Source organism: Allobosea sp. P5_A5 (assembly GCF_056400625.1).
In genome coordinates this window covers 218946-242065 of record NZ_JBFUKY010000005.1, presented here as the reverse complement: position 1 = coordinate 242065, position 23120 = coordinate 218946, and the positions used below count along the sequence as shown (strand labels likewise).

Genomic DNA, 23120 nt, shown 5'->3' with positions numbered 1-23120 from the left:
TCCATGTCCCTGCCGAGCGAGAATGCCAACGTCGCGGCCGCCGCCGTGAAACCCAAGCGGAACTTCGGCTTCCTGTTCGCCCTGACGTTGCTCGGGCTTCTGCTGTTGCTGTGCATCGCATTGTCGATCGCGACGCCCAATTTCGCGACGCCGCTCAACGTCACGAACCTGCTGCGTCAGGGCTCCATGATCGCGATCCTCGCGATTGGGCAGACCTTCGTGATCATCACCGCCGGGATCGACCTGTCTTCGGGTGCGGTCGTCGGCTTTTCGACGACGGTGGTTGCCTGGCTCCTGTCTCACGGCGTGCCCTCCTTCGCCGCGATCCCGTTGACGCTGCTGATGGGCCTCGCGATCGGCCTGTTCCACGGCTTCGGCATTGTCCGCATGGGCCTGCCGCCGTTCATCATCACGCTTGCGACGTTGACGGCGCTGCGTGGCATCGGCCTCGTCATCACCAACGGCTCGACTATCAACATCGCCGATACGAGCTTCACCGGCTTCTCGATCGGCAACCTCTTCGGTCTCCCCAACCTGTTCTGGATGGTGATCCTCGTCGCGGTGCCGTCCTTCGTGTTTCTGCATATGAGCCGCTGGGGGCGTTACCTCTTCGCCGTGGGCTCGAACCCCGAGGCGACCCGTCTGTCCGGCGTCAACGTGCCGCGCATGATCTACCTCGCCTATGCGCTCTCCGCCGTCCTTTCGGCCTTTGTCGGCGTTCTTCTCGCGGCGCGGATCGGTGTCGGCAACGCGACCCAGGCCGAAGGCTGGGAGCTCCAGGCGATCGCCTCCAGCGTCATCGGCGGCACCTCGCTGTTCGGCGCGGTCGGCTCGATTCAGGGCCCGCTGATCGGCGCCTTCATCCTCGCCACCATCAATAACGGCGCCAACCTGCTCAATATCAACTCATTCTGGCAGCGCATCATCACCGGCGTGCTGATCATCCTGATCGTCTTCTTCGACCAGCTGCGTCGCCGCCGGAGCTGACGAAGGCACGACGCGGCGCCGCGCTTCCTGATGAAGTCATCGGCGGGGGCTACGACGGGCACTTTTAGGTCCATCCGCCCGAACGTTTTGCGCGTCCGCGCGATAGCGCGTCAGTTCCTCGCGCACGATCTCGAGGAAGCCGGCGAGCAGAACCTCTTCGCGATGGAGGCTCGGAAACATGGCGTGGCCATAAAACAGGATTTCCGGCTCGAAGGGGCGGATGGCGATGCCCAGATGGCGGTAGTCATCGGCAGCGATCGGATTGCAGATGCCGACGCCCAGCCCTTGCGCGACCAGGGCGCAGATCGCCGCGCTGAAAGGCGTTTCCATGACATGATGGCGTTTCACATTCGCATCGTCGAAGATCCTGTCGACCCGCGTTCGGGCGCCGTCTTCGAGCGAGAGCGAAATGAACGGCTCGCCTTCCACATCTTGCGGCCTCAGGGACGCCCGCTCCGATAGACGATGGCCGGGCGGCAGCACGCAGACGCCTGGTATCGCGTAGAGCGGGGTGTGCTCGACCATGGGCAAGTCGATCAGATTGGCGACGAAGCCGATATCGCAATGCGAAGTCGACATCCAACGCGTGATCGTGCCGTCATTTCCCATCTGCAGCGAGACGGCCGCGTTCGGAAAACGATCCTTGAACCGCTTGATGCAGCGGGGAATGAAGCCGAGCGCGACGACCGGCATGGCGGCGATCCGCAGGCGCCCCGTACCCAGCGCGCGAATGTCCCGCGCCGCATGGGCAAGGTTTTCGAGACCCAGAAAGCTGCGTTCGACCTCGCGATAGAAGGACAGTCCCGCAGGCGTGGGGAGGATACGGCCGGCCTTGCGTTCGAACAGGCGCAGATCGATCGAAGCTTCGAGCTCGGCGATCAGGCGGCTGATGCTGGGCTGGGAGGTTCGCAGCTCCTGCGCCGCAATCGTCATCGATCCGCGCATCATCACCCGTCGGAACGCCTCGATCTGGCGGAGATTCATGGTGCGATGCCCATATCAGATTTGAATGGCGACCCGAAAATCTGAGATTTGACCAGATGCCTGCTGACCGCAATAGTTTTGCCCATGTCAGCGCGCCCGCCCATCGCAGCGACGCCTCGCCTCACCGGGATGGCTTGCTTGCGCTGTGGCGAGCCTTGGCCGGTCGACGAATATGACGTCGGCTGCCCGCGTTGCGCCTCGGCAGGCCACGCCTCCAATCTGCGCCTGACCTATACCGGGGACGGGCGCGCGATCTCGCTGCCTTATCCGGATGCCCTCTCCCTCGGCGAGGGGCACACACCTTCCATCGAACTCCCGAAGCTGGCGGCCGAGCTCAATGTCGGTCGGCTTTCGGCCAAGCTCGAATGGTGCAACCCGACCGGCTCTCACAAGGACCGGATGAGCGCGCAGCTTGTCGCGCGCGCGCTCGATCGCGGCGCCCTCTGCATCGCGGCGGCGTCCAGCGGCAATGGCGGCCTCTCGATCGCGGCCTATGCGGCCCGTGCGGGGCTCGCCTGCGAGGTCGCCTCGACCGAAGCGCTGGCGCCGTCCTACCGCCGCGCCATCGAGGCCCACGGCGCGACGCTCGTCATCTGCGCCGACAGCATGTCGCGGTGGGCGCATCTGGCGCGCCGCGTCGGTGAGGGGGCCTTCGCCGCGACCAACTACAAGGTTCCGGCGATCGGAACCAATCCCTTTGGCATCGAAGGCTACAAGGCCCTTGCGGGCGAGTTGGCCAAGGAAGCCCTGCCCGATCTTGTCGTGGTGCCGACCGCGCGCGGGGATCTTCTTTCCGGCCTGCGTCTCGGTTTCGAGGAGCTAGGGCTGGGCATGCCGACGCTCATCGCGGCGGAACCCTTCCCGCGCCTCGAGCGCGTCCTGGCAGGCGCGGATTATCGCGCCAGCTTTCCGGGCGAAACCCGGCAGTCCTCGATCGCCGGCAGCACCGTGACGTGGCAGGCCGTCGAGGCGCTGCGCGTCTCGGCTGGCCGGGCCGTTCCTGTCGACGACGAGGGCGCGCGCGCAGCCCAGACGCGGCTCGCCCACCACGGACTGCATGTCGAATTGTCGGCCGCTTCGGCGTTGGCGGCATTGATCATGCTTGCGGGAGAGGGCGCCCTTGCCGGCTGCCACGCCGTCCTTGTGCTGACCGGCTCGGGATTTCGTGACCCGGGCGAGAGCGAGATGGCCGCAAGGGCCCCAGACGAGGCAGCCTCCCGAGAGGCGCCCGCGCAGCCGGCAACGACCGGCGCTTCATCACCGAGAACCGATCGATCGGTCCAACAGAGGGAAAACGGATGACCAAAACACATTCCTGCCTGCCGGCACTGTCGGCTCTTGCCCTGACATTCGCCTTTGCCGCCCAGGGCGCGTGGGCACAGGCTCTGCCTCCGGTGCCAGAGGCGATCAAGTCGGCCGGTGTTCTGCGGGCCGGTGTCCGCTGCGACCAGCCGCCCTATGGCTACAAGGACGAGACCGGCAAGTTCGCTGGCGTCGAGACCGACATGGCAATCCAGATCGCCATATGGGCCTTCGGCGCGCCCGACAAGGTCGAGCTGACCTGCGTCACGGCCGAGAACCGCATCCCGCAGCTTGCCGGCAAGAAGGTCGACATCCTCATCGCGACTTTGGGCATCACGCCGGAGCGGGCGCGAGTGATCGACTTCTCCAAGCCCTATCGCTGGGGCGGTTCGGACATGCTCGTCGCCAAGGACAGCCCGATCAAAAAGCTAGACGACGTCGCCGGCAAGACCGTGATCATGCTCAAGGGCTCGACCCAGGCGAAGTGGTTCGAGGACAACATGCCCAAGGTCGACAACCTGCGGCTCAACACCGCCTCCGATGCGCTGCAGGCCCTGAAGCAAGGCCGCGGCGATGCCTATACCCACGATGCCGCGACGCTCGTTGTCATCGCCGCCAAGGACCCGAGCCTGCGTCTCGTCGGCGAGCCCTTCGCCGTCTCGGATGCCGCTGCCGGCGTACGAAAGAACGAGGCGGAATGGCTGGCTTACGTCGATGCGTCGCTCGATCGCATGAAGGCCGAGGGCCTTTACGCAAAATGGGTAGACAAGTGGATCCCGGCCGAGATCCGCCCCTTCTACATCGACGCCTTCACCAAGCCGAAGCCGACCGCGCGCTGATCCCTTGCAAGGGCCGGGAGCCTCCAGGGCTCCCGGCCGACAGGCAGCGGAGGAGCGCGCGCCATGGAATTCGACGTCGTCTATCTCATGGCGCAATGGCCCGCACTGCTGCGCGGCCTGTGGCTGACCGTACAGATCAGCGCGATTTCGATCGTGCTGTCGCTGCTGGTCGGCGTGGCGGGCGCGGCGGTGCGGACGCTGCACGTCCCGGTCCTCGACAAGGTCGTGGTCGGCTATGTCGAGTTCATCCGCAACACGCCGCTGCTCGCGCAGCTCTTCTTCATCTTCTACGGGCTGCCGGGCATCGGGCTCAAGCTGTCGCTGTTCTGGTCGGGCGTGCTTTGCCTCACGGTCTGGGCCGGCGCCTACCAGATCGAGAACATTCGCGGCGGGCTCGAGACGGTCGGCAAGGGGCTGCGCGAGGCGGCATTCTCGCTGGGCCTTTCGCCGTGGCGCTATTTCCGGCTGATCGCCGCGCCGATGGCCATTCGCGTCGGCCTGCCCTCGATGCTCAACACCTCGATCTCGCTCCTGAAGAACTCGTCCTATCTCCAGGCGATCGGGCTGGCGGAGCTGACCTATGTCGCCATCGACCGGATCTCGATGGATTTCCGGACCATCGAGACGTTCGCCGCGATCTGCGTGATCTATCTCGTGCTGGTCCTGTTCCTGTCCTTTCTCGCCAGCCGGCTCGAATACCGGCTGAACGCGCCATTCCGGCATTGAGGAGGGCGCGATGGAACTCTTGATCCGGAACCTCCCCTTCATCCTGCAGGGCCTGGCGATGACGCTCGGGCTGGCGCTTGCGACGCTGTTCTTCGCGACGATCATCTCGTTTGCGCTGGGCACGCTTGCGACGTTGCGCTTCGGCTGGCTTCGCGTCGTGGTGCGGGTCTATGTCGAGCTGTTTCGCGACATCCCGCTCGTCGTGAATATCTTCTTCATCTTCTTCGTCGCGCCGCTGTTTGGGCTGAACCTGTCGCCTTTCGCCGCCGTAACGGTCGGGCTCTCGCTTTGGGGCAGCGCCAACGGCATCGAGATCGTGCGCGGTGGCTTCAACGCCGTCGCGAAGCATCAATGGCAGAGCGCCGCAGCGCTCGGGCTGAAGACCTGGGAAGTCTATGTCTTCGTCACCGGCCCGCAGGCGCTGCGTGCGATCCTTCCGCCCTTCGTTGGCCTGCTGACGCTGCTCGTCCAGGCGACGTCGCTCGGCGCGCTCGTCGGCGTGAACGAGTTCTTCAAGGTCGGCCAGATCATCGTCGAGCGCACGACCATGATGGAAGGCTGGAACCCGGCCTTCACCGTCTATGCCGCGGTGCTGCTGACCTACTTCGTGATCTGCTCGGCCCTGACTTGGTTCGGCCGTTGGCTCGAACGACGCCTGAAACGCGACCGGCGGCTGGCGTCAGTCAGACCGGCCGCCCCACTCCCACAGCTTCCCTGATCAACATCGCCTTGCCGCGAAGGACATCGCCATGGAATCCAAAGTCAGCCGTCGCTTGACCGAATCTGTTGCCAAGGAAGTCTGCGAGCATATCTACGCGCCGCGTCTCGCCCGGGATTTCCGTACCGTTTTCGGCTACATGAGCGACCTCAACCAGGCGCATGTCCTGATGCTGGCCCGTTGCGGGCTGATCTCGCCGGAGGCCGCGAAGTCCCTGGCCGGTGGCCTGTTGCGGATGGAGGAAGAGGGGCCGGAGGTCGTAGAGCTCGATCCGGAGCGCGAGGACGCCTATTTCAATTACGAGGCGCACCTCATCAAATTGATAGGCACCGAGGCAGGCGGCCGGATGCATATCGCCCGCAGCCGCAATGACCTGACGGCGGCGCTGGATCGGCTGAGGGCTCGCGACCTCCTGCTGGATGCGGGCCAGGCTCTGCTGTCGGTCGAAGAGCATGCGCTGGATGGCGCCTTCCGCTTCCGGGACGTGGTGATGCCGGGCTACACCCATCTGCAACCGGCCCAGCCGGTGACTTACGGCTTCTACCTCGCCGGCGTCGCGCAGTCGCTGGAGCGGGATCATGGCCGCCTCACCGATGCCTGGGCGCGCACCAATATCAGCCCGCTCGGCGCCGGCGCGCTCGCCGGCACGACCTTCGCCATCGACCGGGACGGCGTGGCGCGCTCGCTTGGCTTCGAAGGACTGGTCGAGAACGCGCTCGACGCGGTGGCGACCCGCGATTTCGGCCTGGAGATCCTCTCGGGCCTGACACAGATCGCGCTCGTCTGGAGCCGCGTCGCGCAGGACTACCACGTCATGGTCAGCCATGAATTCCAGACGATCGAGTTTCCCGACCGTGTCACGGGAACCTCCAGCATCATGCCGCAGAAGAAGAACCCGGTGGTGCTGGAGCATCTCAAGGGCAAGGCCGGCCATCTGCTCGGCCTTTACGTGGCTTCGGCCACGGCGGTGAAGGGCACGCATTTCACCAACACCATCGACGGCAATCGCGAAGCGATGCGCGGCGTCTGGGAGGGCGGCGAGGAAACCTTGCGCTGCCTTGCGCTGCTGGACCTCGTCGTCGCCAGCGCGAGGCCGAACGCGGCCTTGATGAAGCGCCGCGTCACCGACGATTTCGCCTCCGCGACCGACTTGGCCGATCTGATGGTGCGCGAGGCCGATCTCTCGTTCCGCGAGGCGCATCATGTCGTCGGCGGCGTCGTCCGCGCGGCGATGGATGCCGGGATGGCGGCAGACAGCATCACGACCGAGATGGTCGACGACGCCGCGCGCGAGCAGCTCGGCCGTCCGCTCGGCCTGTCGGCCGATGCCGTCCGGACCAGTCTTGATCCTTCAGCCAGCGTCGCCGCGCGGACACTTCCCGGCGGACCTGCGCCCGATGCCGTCGCCCGCGCTGTCGAAGCGGCGCAATCTCGCCTGGAAGCGCGGCGCGCTGCCCTGGCAGAGAAGCGCGGCAGGCTGCAAAGCACGCGCGACACCCTCAAGCGCGACCTGAAGGACCTCGCCGCATGAGCGGGGCGCCGCTGATCAGCCTGCGCGGCATCGGCAAGCGCTTCGGCGCGCACCAGGCTTTGCGCGGCATCGATCTCGATGTCGCGGCCGGCAGCGTCGTCGTTCTGATCGGCCCCAGTGGGTCCGGCAAGAGCACGCTGATCCGCTGCATCAACGGGCTTGTCAGGCCCGACGAGGGCACGCTTCACATCGCCGGCCAGCCCGTCGATATCCGGCATGAGAGCGCCTGGCAGCGGATGCGGACCGAGGTCGGAATGGTGTTTCAGGACTATGCCCTGTTTCCCCATCTCAGCGTGCTCCGCAACATGACGCTGACGCCGCAACGTCGCCGCAAGGTGCCGCGTGCGCAGGCCGAACGCGAAGCTCGCGAATTGCTGGCCCGCGTAGGCCTCGCCGACAAGGCCGAGGATTATCCTGCCGCGCTCTCGGGCGGGCAGCAGCAGCGTGTCGCGATCGTGCGCGCTCTCGCGATGAAGCCCAAGGCCATCCTCTTCGACGAACCGACATCGGCGCTCGATCCCGAAACGATCGGCAGCGTGCTCGACGTGATGAAAGACCTCGCGCGGGACGGCACGACGATGGTCGTCGTCACCCATGAGATGGGCTTCGCTCGCGAGGTCGCCGACCGGGTCGTCTTTATGGCGGAGGGCCAGATCCTCGAGGAGGGCGCGCCGGCGCCGTTTTTCGCAGGGCCACGCCACGAGCGGACCCGCGCCTTCCTGTCCAACATCAGATCTTTCGGAGAAACAGCCCATGGCTGACGCAGCCGGCGTCCTGGCATCGAACTTCACCACGAACCCGTATTGGTGGGATGCCGCGGCGCCCGAGACTGCGCGCGAGCCGTTGCCCGAGACCACCGATGTTCTTGTCGTCGGCTCCGGCTATTGCGGGCTTTCTGCCGCAGCAGAACTGGCCCGCAATGGCGTCGACGTGACCGTCGTCGATGCGGAGGAGCTAGGCGCCGGCGCCTCGACCCGCTCCGGCGGCATGGTGTCCAGCGGCCAGAAACTCGTGATCGGCGGTGCGATCAAGGGCGTCGATGCGGCGCGTATGCAGCGACTGCTCGAGGATTCGCTGTCCTCCTACGATCATCTCAAGACATTGATCGAGGATCGGAAGCTGGATGCCGACCTCGCCGTCCTCGGGCGCTATTTCGGCGCCCATGTCCCAAAGCATTACGACCGGCTGCGGCGGCAGGGCGAGCTTCTGGCCCAGCACACCGGCGTCACGGTGCATGACATCCCGAAATCGCGCCAGCACGAAGTCACGAAGACCGATTTCTACCATGGCGGCATCGTGATCGACGAGTATGGCGGGCTGCACCCCGCCAAATATCATCGCGCGCTGCGCCGTCTTGCCGAGAGCCACGGCGCGACTTTGCGGTCCCACGCTCCCGTTCTCAAAGTCAGAGAACTAGCGAACGGCTTCCACGAGGTCGAGACCGGTCGCGGCCGCATCCGCGCCAAGCATGTTTTCTTCGGCACCAACGGGTACAGCGACAAGGCGAGCGGCTTCCTGCACAGGAAGATCGTCGGCGTTCGCAGCTACCAGATCGCGACCGAACCGCTTCCGCCGGAGCTGATGGCCGAGATCAACCCCGGCAAGCGCATGATCACCGACTCCAAGCGCGAGCTGATCTATTCGCGCCCCTCGCCCGATGGCACGCGCATCCTCTTCGGCAGCCGGCCGGGTATGTTCAATCTGCCCGAGCGCGACGCCGCGCCGCGTCTTCACGCCCTGATGCTGAAGGTCTGGCCTCAGCTTGCGGGCTACCAAGTCACGCATTGCTGGAGCGGCAAGGTCGGCATGACGGCCGACAAGATCGCCCATATGGGCCAGATGAGCGGCATCGATTTCGCGGTCGGCTGCAATGGCAACGGCGTGGCGTTGATGACCTATCTCGGACACCAGTCCGCCCTGAAGCTTCTCGGCAAATTGAACCGCAAAAGCGCCTTCGACGACCCGGCTTTCCCCGATATTCCGGTGCCGTTCTATGACGGGCGCCCCTGGTTCCTGCCGATCGTCAGCGGCTGGTACCACTTTCAGGATGCGCTCGCGCGTCGATCGGCCGGGCTGTAGGCGGGAGAGGGTGATGGCAAAGGTTGCGATGATATCGGGTGCGAGCCGCGGTATCGGCCGGGCGATCGCGGCGGAGCTCGGGCGGCAGGGATACGCGCTCAGCCTGGGCATTCGCGATCAGCGCGCCATGCCGGGCGATGATTTCGCGCCGAGCGGCCTTGCTTGCTTTCCCTATGAGGCCGCGGGCCTCGGTGACGAGCAGGCTTGGACCGCCGAAACGATCGCGCGCTTCGGCCGGATCGATGTCCTGGTCAATGCCGCCGGCATCCTGCGCGACGTCTCGTTGGAAAGCGGTGATCCGACCGACCTCGACGACCTCCTGGCAATCAACGTCAAGGCGCCGTTTCGTCTGATCCAGGCGGCACTTCCGCACCTTAAGGCTGCCGGGGAGGGCAGGGTGATCAATATCGCCTCGCTGTCGGGCAAACGCGTGCGCAACGGCAATGCCGGTTACCAAATGAGCAAATTCGCGATGATGGCGCTCTCGCACGCTGTGCGTCAGACGGCATTCGGGTCCGGCGTCCGCTCGCTTGCGCTCTGTCCGAGCTATGTCGCGACCGACATGGCCGAAGGGGCTTTGCCGCGAGCGGACATGACCCAGCCGGAGGACATCGCCCGTCTCGTCGCCCTGATCGTCGGGCTACCGAACACCGCTTCGATCTCCGAGCTGATCGTGAACTGCGGTTACGAGGCGATGTATTGAGCCAGATGTGGTGACGCCGCAGCGCAACCCGGTCCGCGACAAGGCGAGACGCCGGCCTCGCCAATGTCCTCCTACCGTCCTTCACTCGCCGCTTCGCGCTGGGCGAACAGGCGGGTGACCTCGACCATGTTGGCCGTGCCCCAGGTGCAGAGAGGCACCATCGCCTGCGCCAGGCTATGGCCCAACGGTGTGAGAGCGTAGTCCACCCGGGGCGGCACCTCGTGGTAGTCCGTCCGCTTCACGAGATCGTCTGTCACCAGCTCCTTGAGCTGCTGGATGAGCATCTTGTCGCTGACGTCGCGTACGGCTCGCCGCAGCTCGCCATAGCGGGTGGGGCCGCCCTGGGCGAGGAAATACAGGATCAACGGTTTCCACTTGCCGGCGATCAGCCGAAGCGTCGCGTCGAGACCGCAGGTGAAGCCCGGTAGCGTCGGCGTGCAGTTCTGGGCCGGAGGCGCTGAGGGCATCGTCGAAGGGACAGAATGATGGGGCGACATTTCCGGGACACTTACCAAATGGTGCATACTTGTCGATAAGTAGGTTAGCCGCCAGTTCAGTGCAACCTCAGTCAAGGAAGCACATCATGAACAGACTTCAAGGCAAGACCGCAGTGGTCACCGGCGGCGCGAGCGGCATCGGATTTGGCGCAGCCAGACGCTTCATCGAAGAAGGCGCAACCGTTTACCTCTTCGGACGGCGTCAGGACGCGCTTGCCAAAGCCGTGGCCGAGCTGGGCCCCTCGGCCCATGCGGTGAACGGCTCGGTGACCGAGCTGGCCGACCTCGACAGGCTCTATGAGACGGTCAAGGCAGAGCGCGGCGGGCTCGACATCCTGTTCGCCAATGCCGGCACCGGCGCGTTCGCACCGCTCGGCGAGATCACACCCGAGCACTATGACCAGATCTTCGACATCAACGTGAAAGGGCTGATCTTCACGGTCCAGAAGGCTCTGCCGTTGATGGCGGCCGGCTCGTCGATCATTCTGACCGGCTCGAGCGCGGGAGCGATGGGGACCCCGGCGTTCAGCGTCTACAGTGCAACCAAGGCGGCCGTGCGCAACCTTGCGCGAAGCTGGGCGCTGGACCTGCGCGGCACTGGGATCCGGGTCAACGTGCTGTCTCCCGGGCCGATCACGACGGAACTCGCGTTGCAGGTGCTCGGCGAAGACGGGATGGAGGCGATCGGAGCGACGACTGTGCTTGGCCGCATGGGCGACGCCTCAGAGACGGGCGCAGTCGCTGCGTTCCTCGCCTCATCGGATAGCAGCTTCATGACGGGCGGCGAAGTCTTCGTCGACGGCGGTCTGGCGCAAGTCTAAAGGCGCTGACGGCGCCAAGGCTGAGGGCGTCGGTGGCAATCGCCGAGGCCCTCAGCCGCCTGCGAAGCGCGACGGCCCGGGCGGTCTCGTCAGTACGCTCAACGCAGCTTGGCGATCCCGATGCCATCGAGTTTGGCGCGATCTTTGATCGACTCCTCGCTGCGCGTCATCGCCTTCGAGATCGCTTTCAGCGCCATGCCCTTACTTGCGAGCAACTTCAGCTTCGCGAGTTCTTCACTCGTCCAGGGTTGGCGGTGCCGTTCAAATCGGTCGGTCACGATCCTGTTCCTTTCTCTCGGACATCACGGCCATTCAAGCGGATATAGCAGAAGCGCGACCGGCTGTGAGCTTGCCGGCTGTATGCGACCACCGCTATCACAATGGGCCTATTCCGGTGCCCAGCGCAGAAAGCGGACCATGACCCAAACCACCCATGCTCCGCTTTACATCGACTTTCTCAATGCGCTTGACGTCGAAGCCTTGCGGCTGACCGATGCCGAGATCATCGCGGCTGTGGAGATGGGCCTTGCCGCCCAGGGGCAAAAGGCGACCGAGATCGAGCCGCGTGTGCATCTCATGCCCAAGGCGGGGGCGAACGGCCATTTCAACGTGCTGCGTGGTGCTTTCCGCGCGCCGATCAACCGTGCCGGCGTCAAGGTGATCGGCGACTTCGTCGACAACTACAAGCAGGGCCTGCCCTCCGAGATGGGACTTCTGTTCCTGATGGACCCGCTCACCGGCGTACCCACCGCGATCGTCGACGGAAGCCATCTCACGGACATGCGCACCGGCGCCATCACCGCGATCGGCGCCAAGCATCTCGCCCGCAAGGGCTCGAAAATTCTCGGCCATATCGGCGCGCGCGGCACGGCCTACTGGAATGTGCGCCTGCTCGACGCGCTGTTCGACTTCGATGAGATCCGCGTCCACTCGCGGCGGCCCGAAAGTCGCGATGCCTTCGCCGCCCGACTTTCCGCCGATCTCGGCAAGAAGATTACCGTCACGGAGGATTGGCGCTCCTGCGTCGAGGGTGCCGATATCGTGGTCGAGGCCTCGCGGCTTGACGCGCCGGAGCCTCTTTTGAAGACCGAATGGATCAAGCCCGGCGCATTCGTTGTGCCTTACGGCACGATGAGCGCGGTCGAGCTCTCGCTGACGGACATCATGAGCAAGCTTGTCGTCGACGACTGGGGCCAGTGCAAGGGTGGCCCCTTCGGCTCGCTGCGCGCGCATGTCGAGGCCGGCAAGCTCTCGGAGCAGACGCTTTATGCCGAGATGGGTGAGATCGTCGCGGGCCTCAAGCCCGGTCGCGAAAACGAGGACGAGACCATCCTGTTCTGGCATCGCGGGCTGTCACTGTCCGATATTGCCCTCGGGCATTTCATGCTCGAGAAGGCGAAGGGCATGGGGCTCGGCCAGCGGCTGCGCTACGCGTGAGCCTGGTCGCAAATGCGCGGATGTATGCCGTCTCTCCAGCCGTAGCGGCGCTTTGGGGCGAATTCTTCGCGCAGGTCTCGCGGGTGAGCGGCGTTGACTTGACCGTCATTCCGCATGGGGCGCCCGCGCCGCTGGAAGATCTGTGGCAGCGGGACGATCTCGGCCTGGCCTTCATCTGCGGCTTTCCCTTTGCGGGTGGCCGTTTCGCGGTCGAGCCAGTTGCCGCGCCCATCCCCCTTTCAGGCGATGGCCGGCCGGTCTACGCAACCCATCTGGTCACCCGTGCCGATGGGCCGATACGGACACTCTCCGACAGCTTCGGCACCCGCATCGGCTGGACGGTCGAACATTCGCAGTCCGGCTTCAACGCCATGCGCACGCATCTTTTGCCGTACCGGCGCAAGGAAACGCCGCTTTATGCCGAGAGCGTCGGGCCGCTGCTGACGCCGCGACGCGTGATCGAGGCCGTGCTGGACGGAACAATCGACCTCGGCCCGCTCGACTCCTATTTCTACGACCTGCTGCTCGCGCATGAGCCGGAGACGGCAGCGATGCTGCGCATCGTCGATACCACGGCACCGAGCCCCGTGCCGCTGCTGGTCGCGTCGCGAACGGTGGACGAAGCGACGGTCGGCCGGCTCTCGCATGCTTTGCTCGGCATGGCACAGGAGCGTGCAGGCCAATCGATTCTGGCAGGCCTTCGCCTCGCCGGCTTCGCCAAGGTCGAGGCTGAGAATTACCACGTTTTGCTTCGACGGGCCGAGGCAGCCGATGCAGCCGAGTACCCGGTGCCTGCCTAGGCTGACGGCAATTCCAATCCGCGAGCCCGGATCGCCGCGAGCGTGACCACGCCGAGAGGCCGGCCTTGCGCGTCGGTGATGGTCGCGGCGTCGTGCCCCGACCCCAACAGGGCCGAGAGGACCTCGCGGATATCCGCGGTGTCGCGCAACTCCGGGCCAGCCCCGGCATGTCCCGGCTCCACCATCGCCGATGCGGGGATCAGCGAAAGCCGCCGCAGAGCGCGGTCGGCGCCCACGAAATCGGCGACGAAGTCGTCCGCCGGGGCGGCGAGCAGCCGATCGGGTGTATCGTACTGCACCAGCCGTCCATCCTTCATGATCGCGACCTTGTCGCCCATGCGGATCGCCTCGTCGATGTCGTGCGTCACCAGAATGACGGTCTTCTTCAGCCGTTTGAGGATGGCGAGGAACTCCTCCTGCAACCGTCCGCGCACGACCGGGTCGACGGCACCGAAAGGCTCGTCCATCAGCATCACCGGTGGATCGGCGGCGAGTGCGCGGGCCACGCCGACGCGCTGGCGTTGGCCGCCCGAGAGATGGCGCGGATAGCGTGACATGTCGTGGGCCGGGTCAAGGCCGACGAGAGCAAGCATCTCCTCGCTGCGCGCCTTGATCCGCGCGGTGTCCCAGCCCAGCAGCCTCGGCACGGTCGCGATGTTCTGTGCGATCGTCATGTGCGGAAACAGGCCGATCTGCTGGATGACGTAACCGATATGGCGCCGTAGCTCGACCGGGTCCGCCTGGGTCACATCCCTGTCGCCGACGATGATGCGGCCCGAACTCGGCTCGATCAGCCGGTTGACCATCCGCATCATCGTGGTCTTGCCGCAGCCGGAGGGGCCGATCAGCACGCAGACCTGCCCCTTCTCGATGATGAGATCGAGCGCATCGACCGAAGGCCGTGCGGCGCCGGGAAACAGCTTGGTGACCTTCTCCAGCCGGATCGTCATGAGGCTCCCATCCGCAGCTGGCGCGTCAACAGCCGTTCGATGCCGGCAAAGATGATCTCGACCGCGAGCGCGAGCAGGGCGACCGCGACGGCCCCCGCGATCAGTTGCGGAAAATTGAAATTGGCCATGCCGGCGGTGATCAACTCGCCAAGGCCGCCCCCGCCGATGAAGGCCGCCAACGTCGCCGCCGACACGATCTGCACAGCGGCGGTGCGGATGCCGGCGAAGATGACCGGCACGGCCAACGGAATCTCGATCCGCGTCATCACTTGCGCATCGGAGAAGCCCTGTCCGCGCGCGGCGTCGACGATGTCGGCATCGACTTCGGTCAGCCCGGTATAGGTGTTCAGCAGCAGGGCCGGCAGGCCGTAGAGCGTCAGCGCCACGACCGAGGGCAGGAAGCCCGTGCCGAGCAGTGGCAGCATGATCACCAGAAGCGCGAGCGACGGCACGGTCCGCAGGATGTTGACCAGTGCGATGGCGCTGTTGGCATAGCCACGATGGCGCGTCAGCAGGAGCCCGAGCGGCAGCGCCATCAGCAGCACCGCGGCCAGCGCCACGCCCGTCAGCCAAAGATGGTCCTCCACCGCCGTCCAGAAGATGCGCGGATTGGTGGCGATCCAGCCGGCCATCAGGCGCTCTCCGCCTGGTTGACGCGCAGGTGCAGCTCGACGCGGCGCAGCGTTTCGTCACAGACGATGGCGAGTGCCGAGGTCACCACCGCGCCGGCGACGACCTTCTCGCCAAAATCCTGCGTGATGCCCTGGAAAATGATGTCACCCAGCCCTCCTGCATTGATGAAGGCGGCCACGGTCGCGACCGAAACCTGCGTGACGACGGTGACACGGATGCCGGCGATGATCACCGGGAGCGCCAGCGGCAGCTCGATCGCGAACAGGCGCCGCCACCGTCCGTAACCCATCCCGTCGGCGGCATCGAGGATGTCGGGAGAGATCTGCTGCAGACCCGTCGCGACATTGCGGATGATGATCAGCAGCGCATAGGCCACGAGGGCCACAATCGCAGGCCAGAACCCCAAGCCCAGATAAGGGATCAGCAGCGCGAAAATCGCCAGCGCCGGCACGGTGTAAAGTGCGCCCGAAACCAGCAGCACGACGAGGGCAAAGCCCGGCCTGCGCGCGGAGAGGACGCCGAGCGGCAAGCCAATAGTGAGCGCGATCAGAAGGCCGACGCCGACGAGCTGGATGTGCTCCCACAGCGCGATCAGCAGACGGTCCCAGTTTTCGATGGTCCAGCTCACGGCATCGATCCGCCGCTGCTGGCCCGCTCGGCCGCGATGAGATCGCCGGCTTCGAGCGCCAGCGCCAGCGCCTCGTATTCGCGCCCCATCGGCCGGTCGTCATCGAGGCGGGCGACGTGACGGCGCACGAAGGCGTGCGCGGCCTTAGTGCCGCGCCCCAAAGCGATCGCACCGCGCAGATCGACAGCCTCCGCTGCAACCACGAGTTCGATGGCGGCCAGCCTGGTCAGGCGTCTCGCGATGGCATGGGTCTTTTCCACGACGGCCGGGGTCATCGGCGCATAATCCTCGACGCCATCGGCGACGGGCAAGGTCATCGCGCCGAGGGGCAAAGCGAGGTGGCGGATTTCGGCCTCCAGGGCCGAGACCGTCTTCTGCGAGGTTGCAAAGCCCGAATGCGACCCGCCATGCCGCGTCAGGAACCGAGGCAGGTCGCTCATCGAACATGACATCAGCTTGACGATGCGCGCGGCCGAGGTCGCCGCCAGATGCGAGAGTGCGAGCCCGGCGGCTTCAAATGTCAGAGCCAGTTCCGTGGTATCGAAATTGACGCTCGAGAGCATGGCGTCGCGCCCGATCAGCACGGCGGGGCTGTCGGGCGCGCTGGCGAGTTCATCTGCCACCGCCAAGCCCGCAGCCGTAACGGCGTTGGCTGCGTGGCCGCCGACGGGGGCAAGGCAGCGAAACGACAGGGGGTCCTGAACCCGTCGCGCTGCCGCCGGCTCGAACAGGTCGCTGCCATCCAGAACGTTGCGCAGCCATTCCGCTCCCGCGCGGTGGCTTTTCACGGCCCGCAGCCCGCTCAGTCCCTCGTCGAGCGGGGAGAGATTGGCTCGGAAGGCTTCGAGCGACAGTGCCCCGGCCAGGACGCCGGCATGAAGCGCCTTGTTCAACGCATCAGCGGCCAGCGCGGCCAGCCCGACGCATTGCGCGTTGGCATTGAGCAAAGCCAGCCCGTCCTTGGGGCCGAGCGCAGGGAGCGCGATGCCGGCTGCCGCCATGGCCTCGCCGCCCGGCAAGACGACCCCGTTGAATTCGGCTTCACCCTCGCCCGTCAAAGGCAGGAAGGCCTGTGCGAGCGGGCTGAGATCGGCCTCGCCGAGAGACCCTATCTTGCGGACGACGGGATGGACGCCGGCATTGAGCATGTCGGCGATCGTCCCGGCCAGCGCCGGCGACAGTCCCGACGCGCCGTGGCAGATGGCGACGAGCCGCGCGGCCAGCATGGCGCGCACTTCGCAAGTCGAAAGGGCATCCCCGACACCCACGGCCCGCGCGCGGATCGCCCGGGCTTGGAACGCCGGTATGGCATCGACAGAAAGCCGGGTATCGACGGCCGCGCCCAGGCCGGTGGTCAGCCCGTAGACGCGCTCGCCGCGATCGAGCACACGCATGACCACCGCCCGCGCCGCTTCGAGACGCGCGGCAACGCCCGGATGCAGGCACACAGGCGCCTGATCCAGAGCGATCGCCAGAATGACGTCGATGCCGACCGGGCCATCACCAAGAACGATGGTTTTAAAGCAGTCGCCGGCACCAGCCGAGGGAACCTTGTTCAGTTGGCTAGCCCCTTGGCCTTGAGGAAGGCAGCGGCGACCACGCGCGGCTCTTTCTTGTCGACCTCGACCTGGCGGTTCAGCTCCTGCATCGTCGGGTTGTCGAGCGCGGCGCCGACCTTTTCCAGGATACCGACGATTTTGGCGTCCTTGGCGATCTCGGGCCGCACGACCGGGCACAGATAGTAGGGGGGAAACAGAGCCTTATCGTCGTCGAGCGCGACGAACTTTTCCGCCGCGATCTGCCAGTCGGTCGAGAAGCCGTTGGCGACTTCGATCTGCTTCTGGTTCAGTGCCTCGTAGCGAAGCCGCAACGCGGCGAACTGCTTGAACTCAGCGAACTCGGCGCCATAGACCTCCTTCAGCCCGGCGATGCCATCGCGGCGGTCGACGAACTCCGTGCCGGCTCCAAGGCGGAGCTTCGACGAGGCCTTGCCGAGATCGCTCAGCGTTTTGAGGTTGAACTCCTTGGCGGTCTCGGGCCGCACGACGATCGCATAGCCGTTGTTGATGCCGGATGGTTTCAGCCAGGTGAGGTTGAACTCCTTCTCGTAGAAGGCTTTGACAAGGCCGCGCACCTTTTCCGGATCGGTCTCGGTCACCCCTTGCGCCTTCATCACGGCGTTGAGGCCTGTTCCGGTATATTCGGGATAAAGATCGATGGCGCCGCTCTTCAGCGCCTCATGGGCGACAAGCGTGCCGCCGAGATTGATCTTGCGCTCGACCTTGAAGCCGGCGGCCTCCAGGGCGGCACCGTACAGCTCCGCCACGATGAACTGCTCGGTAAAGTTCTTCGATCCGATCTTGATCGTCTGGGCGGAGGCCGCTGAGAGGCCTGCCGCCATCATCGCCGCAGCCGCAAGGACGGTTTTGAAAAGGCGCATGGCTGTGGTCCCTCGGTGGCAGATGGCGGCAGGCTAGCAAGCGGAGCGTCCGATGCAAGTCGCGTGCGAGACAAAGAATAGTGATGTCCCGGACGGCCGACCAGCAGGCAAACCTTGTTCTTCGCGGGGCTTAAGTCAGGGCATCTCGTTCGCCGCCCCTGATCGGAAGCGGGAGACGGTTCTCGGTCGGAGACAGCGGGCAGACCCACGCTTCCGAATAGGCGCAAGAAGGATAGTAGGAGAAATTGAAGTCCAGGATCAGGCGGCCGTCATCGGCGCAACCGAGATCGGCGCTCTTGATCGTGTCGAGCAGATAACGCCCGCCTGCGAAGCTTTCTCGGCCATTCGTCGCATCGCCGAACGGGAGGAACACCCCGCCGCCATAGCCTTCGATCCAGTACAGGGTGAGCTCCTTCCCGAGCGCCGTCTCGAGCCCCCGGGTGAGTGCGAAGGGCGATAGCGACATCAGTCCGTCTCTGCCCAGATCGACACTGATCGCCTCCCGATCGACAGGGGCCGCCAGTTCGACAGTAAAGCGGAGCGCGGGATCGTAAGGAAAACAATCGATCCCCTGAAATTGCGCGCGGCGCGTGGGCGCCAGCGGCGATTGCGCATGGCCGCAGAACAACTCGTCGCGAGCACTTCGCCAGTGCAGCCACCCTTCGGGACCCGGCATGGCCCGCACCGCCGCATAGAGATCGGCGATCCGCCGACGCCAATCATGCAGGCTCGAGAATCGCTCGAATCTCGTGATCTCGGCCTGGCCCGGCTGGGAACTCTTGAGGAGCTGATCCGCCATGATGATCCCAAGCGATTTGCGAGAACAGAGTTACATCAACGCTGCAGACCTCGCCGGGTTGCAGCGGGGGCATCGATGATGTCCCGCCCCGTCATCGGGTGTCAGGGGAGATGCGGATCTGACGGCTCATGCGACTTGCCTCCAAAAGTGGCGCTTTCGACGAGGTCGATGATGTCGCCTGCTCACGAAGGCCTCAGCGGGCTTGGACCGGCGCGATGACCACGGCCTCGCACACGCCGCCGGGCGCGGCCGGCCGGTGTTCGACGCCATGCGGGACGACGATGAACTCGCCTTCCTGAACGGTCTCCTCGCGATCCCGGAACTCGACGACCAGCTCGCCCCTGTGAACGAAGACGAGCTTGTCGTCGTTTAGTTCGAACCGCCAGGCGGAAGGTCCGTCGAAGCGCACGAGCGTGATCGCCATGCCGTTGACGCTGCCGGGGACTGTCGCCTCGCCGGAAGCCGGCAGACCTGCGAAGGAGGCGGCGAGGTTGTTCTTGCTGAACGGCGAGAGGTGGTTGTTCAGCTTCGCGACGTCGCGGATGATCGCCGAAAGCTGGTCCGGCACGCTCTTGCTGTCGGCCGGATACTTCCCGTCCAGCGCTGCGGTGCCGATGGTGAAGCCGGCGGCGCCCGCCTGCTTGACGATAGTGATGCGTTCCGGCGTATCGATCGAACCGGCGATATAGACGGGTTTCGAGACGGCGGCGCAGACCGCTTTCATCAGCGCCGGCACGTCGCCTGTCGAGCGATAGGCCAAAAGGTCGAGGCCATGGACACCGTCGCGCGCGGCCAGTGCTTTGGCGCTTTCCACGATCTCTTCGATGCTGCCTTCCAGCACGCTGGGATGACCGACGATCCGGCCGGGGAAGGGGCAGTACTGGAGCGGCGAGCCGGCGATGACCGGCAGCACGTCCTCGGCGCGGGTGCCGCCGAGCAGCACGTCCACCCCGATCTCGATCGCGGCGCTGGCCGAGGCGATCTCGCTCTGGCGGTCGAGCGAGACGACCTCGAGATAGGAGGTGGCCCCGCCCGCCTTGATCGCGCCGTTCAGCGCTTTCAGCTGCGGGATCGGCAGGCCGATATCCTTGAAACCGATATGCCGGACACCGAGCCCGAGTGCGGTCTGCAACTGTTGCGCGGCGTCCTCGACGGTGCGGTCGTTGCGCGTCAGCATGAAGATGAAACGAAGTCCCATGGCGCGGCCTTTCAGGTCGTGGCGATTGCGGCCCGTGCGGCGACGAGGCGGCGCGCATAGGCCAGAGCGGTTTGAAGCGAGGCGGGGTCGGCAATGCCGCGCCCGGCGATGTCGAAGGCGGTGCCGTGGTCCGGGCTGGTGCGGACGAAGGGCAGGCCCAAGGTGATGTTCACCCCCTTATCCAGGCCGAGATACTTGACCGGGATCAGGCCCTGGTCGTGATATTGCGCGACCACGACATCGAAGCGGCCGTTGCGCGCCTGCATGAACACGGTGTCGCCTGGCCAGGGCCCGCTGGCGTCGATGCCCTCGGCGCGTGCGGCTTCGATGGCGGGTGCGATGATCCTGATTTCCTCGTCGCCGAAAAGCCCTCCTTCGCCGGCATGCGGGTTGAGACCCGCGACCGCGATGCGGGGGGAGGCGATCCCGAGCGCGATGCCACCCTCATGGGCCAGCCGGATCGCCGACATCTGCGCGGCGAAATCGGCCTGCTCGATCGCGGTTCTGAGGGAGGTGTGGATCGTCACTAGCACGGTCCGGATGTCGTCATTGGCGAGCATCATCGCGACGCGCTCGGCGCCGCCGTAATCCGCCAGGATCTCGGTGTGGCCGGGATATTTGATCCCGGCGCGCGACATCGCCTCCTTGTGGATTGGCGCGGTGACGATGCCGGCGATCTCGCCGGCCTTGGCGGCGGCGATCGCGGCCACGATGGCATCGAAGGCGGCCTGCCCGGAAATGGCGCTGATCGTGCCCAGCGGGGGTGGCTCGGCGATCTCAGTGACCTCGATCACGTCGATGCATCCGCTTTTGGGCGCGTCGGTCATCGGACCGTCGACCCGGCGAATGTCGACCGCGAGGTCGAGACGACGCACGATGTCGGTCATCACGGCATGGCTGCCGTAGACGACGGCCTGTTCATCTCGCGTGGCGAGGATTTTGGCGACGATCTCGGGGCCGATGCCGGAAGCATCGCCCATGGTGATCCCGAGCGGTGCGGGTCTGGTCATGATGGCTCTCGTCCTGATGACGGGGGCTGGCGTAACTGTACGATGGCACGCCGCAGGGTTCCGTCGTCGCCGAAGCCGCCGGCCTTCATGCCGAGCAGCAGCGGTGTCGCGCCGAGCACGGCCCGGCCGAGCGGGAAGCCGGGCTCCAGCTCCCGCAGCACCTCGAATTCCCGGATGCCCAGGCGCTGCATGATGGCTTCCATCGTGTCGCCGCCCGTGGCCATGACCGCGCCGATCGAGCCCGCGCGAATCCGCCTGACGGCTTCGTCGGCGATCCGATTCAGGAGAGCGGCGGGGTCATCCTCCCGCTCGCCGGGGCCCTGCAGGACGGAGACGCCGGCCATGCCGCGTAAGGCGGCGGCCTGGCGGTGGCTGCGCGGATTGGCCGAGCCGATGACGACGAGGATTTCCGCCGTGCCGAGACCGACCGCCCCTGCCGGCCTCTCCCCCGGAGCCAGCAGCCGGGACAGCGCGCCGGCCATGCCGGGAGAGCCGACCCAGAGGATCGTCTCGGGATCTCGCTGGGCGGCAATCTTCGCGTCGAGTTCGTCCTGCGTCGAGGCATCGAGCATCACGACGCGCCCGATAGAGGGTAGGATTAGATCGGCGAGTGCGGACCGGCGGGCAGGATGAAGGGGGTCGCGCCCATAGACCGTCTCCGCCACGGGGACGCCGTCAACCAGCTGAATGCCACCGACAGTGGTGCGGCCGGCTGCCGGAAACGCGGGAGCAAACACCAGCGTCTCGCGCCTGCTGGCCTTGAAGGCCGCTTCCAACTCGACCGCGACATGGCCGCGCAAGGTCGAGTCGACCGTCTTGTAGAGAATGTCGCGCGAGGCGAGCTGCGCGGTCAGCGCTGAAACGCGCGCCGCAGCCTGCGATGCGCAAACGGAGCGGGCGCCGCTGTCGACGGCGCAGATCGCCCGTTCCAGCGTCGGCAGCTGACCGCATCCGATCGACGCCGCCAAGCCTCGCATGACGAAGGGGCCGGCGCCGTCCGCGGCGCTGGTGAGATCGTCGGCAAGAATGCCGACCGTCGCCTGTCGTCCGTTCCGCATGGCTCGATGATGACGGCCCGGAGCCAAGCGGAAAAGCGATAGTTTCAGAGCTTTATTGGTGATATGAAGTCACCAATGAAGCGTTCCGATATTCCGTCGCTGGACGACCTCAGGGCTTTCGAAACGGTGGCTCGGCTGGGCTCCGTTCGGAAAGCGGCGGATGCGCTGGCGCTGACGCATGGGGCCGTCAGCAGGCGGGTCTCGAAGCTCTCGGACGATCTCGGCTTTCCGCTGTTCGACAGGGACGGGCGGGGCATCAGGCTGACCGCGGCGGGAGAGATGCTTCACCTGACGGTCGGGCGTTGTTTCGGCGAGATCGCCGCGACCGTCGAAGGGTTGCGCGCGACGCATCAGCCCTCCAACACGCTGGTCCTCTCCTGCGAGCCATCGGTCGCGATGCGCTGGCTCATTCCCCGGCTGCCGAGCTTCCATGAGGGCCATCCTGGCATCGCGGTGCATCTCTCGGTCGGCGGCGGCCCGGTCGATTTCCGGCGCGAGCGCATCGACCTTGCCATTCGCAGGCTGGATTTCGCCGTGCCCGAGCCATGGCACGTGCAAAAGCTCTTCGCCGAACAGGTTGGTCCGGTCATGAGCCCACGCTCCATCAGTGGCTTTTCCGCGGGCAATTACATCGCGCTCGCGTCGCGCACCCGCCCGGACGCCTGGCATCACTGGCTCTCGGCCCATCCTTCAGCGCCGCATCCCAGCGAGATACGGTATTACGACCATCATTTCCTGATCACCGAGGCCGCCGCTGCCGGTCTCGGCGTTGCGTTATGCCCCCGCATCCTGGCGATCGACGACATCGCGCGCGAAAGGCTGGTCGCACCGGAAGGTTTCGACTTCGACGGCAGCGATTATGGCCTCATCTGGATGGGCGAGCAGCCATTGACCGGACGAGCACGGTCGCTGCTGGAATGGCTGCAGGGGCAGGTGCGAGGGCTGGATGGGACCGGTGCATTATAAAAGCGAAATCAGAA

General features: G+C 65.7%; 25 protein-coding genes. 13 read left to right on the top strand and 12 right to left on the bottom strand.

Translation table 11 applies throughout. The features are described 5' to 3' along the window. Positions 1–3 precede the first annotated feature (3 nt). On the top strand, positions 4–987 hold the full coding sequence (locus tag AC1DR6_RS12750; RefSeq protein ID WP_476829606.1) for an ABC transporter permease: 984 nt from the start codon (positions 4–6) through the stop codon (positions 985–987). A 36-nt stretch (positions 988–1023) separates the two neighbouring features. On the opposite strand, the gene AC1DR6_RS12745 is transcribed toward AC1DR6_RS12750, so the two are convergent. After that, positions 1024–1971 (bottom strand): LysR substrate-binding domain-containing protein, encoded by a 948-nt coding sequence (locus AC1DR6_RS12745; RefSeq protein WP_476829605.1) that lies wholly within the window; start codon positions 1969–1971, stop codon positions 1024–1026. Between the two features lie 138 nt (positions 1972–2109). On the opposite strand from AC1DR6_RS12745, the gene AC1DR6_RS12740 reads away from it, so the two are divergent. From AC1DR6_RS12740 to AC1DR6_RS12705, 8 genes are all read left to right on the top strand, one after another. Continuing rightward, positions 2110–3273: a pyridoxal-phosphate dependent enzyme gene (locus tag AC1DR6_RS12740; protein WP_476829604.1), complete on the top strand. Its 1164-nt coding sequence runs from the start codon at positions 2110–2112 to the stop codon at positions 3271–3273. Continuing rightward, entirely contained in the window at positions 3270–4112 is an 843-nt protein-coding gene (locus tag AC1DR6_RS12735; RefSeq protein ID WP_476829603.1) for a transporter substrate-binding domain-containing protein, read from the top strand. Before AC1DR6_RS12740 ends, AC1DR6_RS12735 begins: the two co-directional genes overlap by 4 nt. A gap of 63 nt (positions 4113–4175) precedes the next feature. After that, a complete protein-coding gene (locus AC1DR6_RS12730) occupies positions 4176–4838 on the top strand; it encodes an amino acid ABC transporter permease (RefSeq protein WP_476829602.1) in 663 nt (220 codons plus the stop codon). A 10-nt stretch (positions 4839–4848) separates the two neighbouring features. Next, positions 4849–5556, top strand: a complete 708-nt coding sequence (locus tag AC1DR6_RS12725; RefSeq protein ID WP_476829601.1) for an amino acid ABC transporter permease — start codon at positions 4849–4851, stop codon at positions 5554–5556. Positions 5557–5587: 31 nt separating this feature from the next. Beyond that, positions 5588–7087, top strand: a complete 1500-nt coding sequence (gene argH, locus AC1DR6_RS12720; protein WP_476829600.1) for an argininosuccinate lyase — start codon at positions 5588–5590, stop codon at positions 7085–7087. Next, positions 7084–7848 carry an amino acid ABC transporter ATP-binding protein gene (locus AC1DR6_RS12715; RefSeq protein ID WP_476829599.1) on the top strand — a complete coding sequence of 255 codons (765 nt, stop codon included), beginning with the start codon at positions 7084–7086 and terminating at the stop codon, positions 7846–7848. Before argH ends, AC1DR6_RS12715 begins: the two co-directional genes overlap by 4 nt. Continuing rightward, entirely contained in the window at positions 7841–9166 is a 1326-nt protein-coding gene (locus AC1DR6_RS12710) for an NAD(P)/FAD-dependent oxidoreductase (protein ID WP_476829598.1), read from the top strand. Before AC1DR6_RS12715 ends, AC1DR6_RS12710 begins: the two co-directional genes overlap by 8 nt. A 13-nt stretch (positions 9167–9179) precedes the next feature. Beyond that, complete coding sequence (locus AC1DR6_RS12705; protein ID WP_476829597.1) at positions 9180–9869, top strand: SDR family NAD(P)-dependent oxidoreductase; 690 nt, start codon at positions 9180–9182, stop codon at positions 9867–9869. Between the two features lie 71 nt (positions 9870–9940). On the opposite strand, the gene AC1DR6_RS12700 is transcribed toward AC1DR6_RS12705, so the two are convergent. Beyond that, positions 9941–10336: a winged helix-turn-helix transcriptional regulator gene (locus tag AC1DR6_RS12700; RefSeq protein ID WP_476829596.1), complete on the bottom strand. Its 396-nt coding sequence runs from the start codon at positions 10334–10336 to the stop codon at positions 9941–9943. 116 nt (positions 10337–10452) lie between these two features. On the opposite strand from AC1DR6_RS12700, the gene AC1DR6_RS12695 reads away from it, so the two are divergent. Beyond that, positions 10453–11187 (top strand): SDR family NAD(P)-dependent oxidoreductase, encoded by a 735-nt coding sequence (locus AC1DR6_RS12695; protein WP_476829595.1) that lies wholly within the window; start codon positions 10453–10455, stop codon positions 11185–11187. 98 nt (positions 11188–11285) lie between these two features. Here the strand turns inward: AC1DR6_RS12695 and AC1DR6_RS12690 are convergent, their stop codons facing one another. Then, a complete protein-coding gene (locus AC1DR6_RS12690) occupies positions 11286–11465 on the bottom strand; it encodes a hypothetical protein (RefSeq protein WP_476829594.1) in 180 nt (59 codons plus the stop codon). A 139-nt stretch (positions 11466–11604) separates the two neighbouring features. Here AC1DR6_RS12690 and AC1DR6_RS12685 point away from each other — a divergent pair, with 139 nt between their 5' ends. Both AC1DR6_RS12685 and AC1DR6_RS12680 read left to right on the top strand, forming a co-directional pair. After that, positions 11605–12624: an ornithine cyclodeaminase family protein gene (locus AC1DR6_RS12685; protein ID WP_476829593.1), complete on the top strand. Its 1020-nt coding sequence runs from the start codon at positions 11605–11607 to the stop codon at positions 12622–12624. Beyond that, positions 12621–13424, top strand: a complete 804-nt coding sequence (locus tag AC1DR6_RS12680; protein WP_476829592.1) for a phosphate/phosphite/phosphonate ABC transporter substrate-binding protein — start codon at positions 12621–12623, stop codon at positions 13422–13424. Before AC1DR6_RS12685 ends, AC1DR6_RS12680 begins: the two co-directional genes overlap by 4 nt. On the opposite strand, the gene AC1DR6_RS12675 is transcribed toward AC1DR6_RS12680, so the two are convergent. From AC1DR6_RS12675 to AC1DR6_RS12635, 9 genes are all read right to left on the bottom strand, one after another. Continuing rightward, positions 13421–14374 (bottom strand): ABC transporter ATP-binding protein, encoded by a 954-nt coding sequence (locus AC1DR6_RS12675; RefSeq protein ID WP_476829591.1) that lies wholly within the window; start codon positions 14372–14374, stop codon positions 13421–13423. The two genes, AC1DR6_RS12680 and AC1DR6_RS12675, sit on opposite strands and share 4 nt — an antisense overlap. Next, positions 14371–15006, bottom strand: a complete 636-nt coding sequence (locus tag AC1DR6_RS12670) for an ABC transporter permease (protein ID WP_476829590.1) — start codon at positions 15004–15006, stop codon at positions 14371–14373. Before AC1DR6_RS12670 ends, AC1DR6_RS12675 begins: the two co-directional genes overlap by 4 nt. Continuing rightward, positions 15006–15635, bottom strand: coding sequence for an ABC transporter permease (locus tag AC1DR6_RS12665; protein WP_476829589.1), 630 nt, complete (start codon positions 15633–15635; stop codon positions 15006–15008). The genes AC1DR6_RS12670 and AC1DR6_RS12665 overlap by 1 nt, the downstream gene beginning before the upstream one ends. After that, complete coding sequence (locus AC1DR6_RS12660; RefSeq protein WP_476829701.1) at positions 15632–17110, bottom strand: HAL/PAL/TAL family ammonia-lyase; 1479 nt, start codon at positions 17108–17110, stop codon at positions 15632–15634. Before AC1DR6_RS12660 ends, AC1DR6_RS12665 begins: the two co-directional genes overlap by 4 nt. Before the next feature lie 80 nt (positions 17111–17190). Then, complete coding sequence (locus AC1DR6_RS12655; protein ID WP_476829588.1) at positions 17191–18075, bottom strand: glycine betaine ABC transporter substrate-binding protein; 885 nt, start codon at positions 18073–18075, stop codon at positions 17191–17193. Positions 18076–18205: 130 nt separating this feature from the next. Further along, positions 18206–18874 (bottom strand): DUF1684 domain-containing protein, encoded by a 669-nt coding sequence (locus AC1DR6_RS12650; RefSeq protein ID WP_476829587.1) that lies wholly within the window; start codon positions 18872–18874, stop codon positions 18206–18208. Between the two features lie 193 nt (positions 18875–19067). Continuing rightward, on the bottom strand, positions 19068–20072 hold the full coding sequence (locus AC1DR6_RS12645; protein ID WP_476829586.1) for a cupin domain-containing protein: 1005 nt from the start codon (positions 20070–20072) through the stop codon (positions 19068–19070). A gap of 11 nt (positions 20073–20083) precedes the next feature. Then, entirely contained in the window at positions 20084–21082 is a 999-nt protein-coding gene (gene pdxA / locus AC1DR6_RS12640; protein ID WP_476829585.1) for a 4-hydroxythreonine-4-phosphate dehydrogenase PdxA, read from the bottom strand. Next, entirely contained in the window at positions 21079–22140 is a 1062-nt protein-coding gene (locus tag AC1DR6_RS12635) for a four-carbon acid sugar kinase family protein (protein WP_476829584.1), read from the bottom strand. The genes pdxA and AC1DR6_RS12635 overlap by 4 nt, the downstream gene beginning before the upstream one ends. Positions 22141–22215: 75 nt before the next feature. On the opposite strand from AC1DR6_RS12635, the gene AC1DR6_RS12630 reads away from it, so the two are divergent. After that, positions 22216–23106: a LysR substrate-binding domain-containing protein gene (locus tag AC1DR6_RS12630; protein WP_476829583.1), complete on the top strand. Its 891-nt coding sequence runs from the start codon at positions 22216–22218 to the stop codon at positions 23104–23106. Positions 23107–23120 lie beyond the last annotated feature (14 nt).